General features: G+C 45.2%; 2 protein-coding genes. Both read left to right on the forward strand.

The features are described 5' to 3' along the window. Nucleotides 1-336, forward strand: a 336-nt coding sequence (locus R8N49_RS27360; RefSeq protein WP_318190482.1) for a sensor histidine kinase, incomplete at its 5' end; no start/stop codon positions are given. Between the two features lie 233 nt (nucleotides 337-569). Further along, nucleotides 570-688: family 1 glycosylhydrolase (locus tag R8N49_RS27365; protein ID WP_318190483.1), on the forward strand; the 119-nt coding region annotated here is incomplete at its 3' end.

Here is a 688-nt window from a genome sequence, read left to right on the forward strand (position 1 = left end):
CAACGCTTACAACAAGTGCTTGGCAACCTGATATCCAATGCGCTTGATGCCATGCAATCTAGGGACAATCCCCAACTTTCAATCGTTGTCACACCAACTAACAGCCACGTTGAAGTGGTGGTCAGTGACAACGGTTGTGGCGTGGCACTAGAACAACTCGACACCATTTTCGAACCATTCCAAACCAGCAAAAAGATCGGCGAAGGCTTGGGTTTAGGACTGTCAATCACCGCGAACAACATGCGAGACATGAATGGACAAGTCACAGCACAACGCAATCCAGGTTCCGGTATGTCGTTCCTCTTGCGATTTCAGCTCGCCAATACGATTGATTGAGCCAACTAAAAGTGACTTACACAGATATTTATTCAAAAATCAGCAGTGATACTCGCAACTCAACCCCCAAGCGGCTATCGGATCTGGCTTCGGTTGGCGTCTTTTCTAAAACCGAACAAATCGCCCTTCAGAAAGTCGATCTGGCTACAAGAATCGTGATGTGACCTGCACTATTCTCAAGCAAAGAAAAATCCAAGTAACTGCAATTTTCTAATGATAAAAGAGTGAGAAACATGATTAAGTTTCCAGATAATTTCCTTTGGGGTGGTGCCATTGCTGCAAACCAAGTAGAGGGGGCATACAACCTTGGGGGTAAAGGTTTATCAACATCAGATATGTTGCCAAACGGCAT

Source organism: Vibrio sp. 1978 (assembly GCF_033344345.1).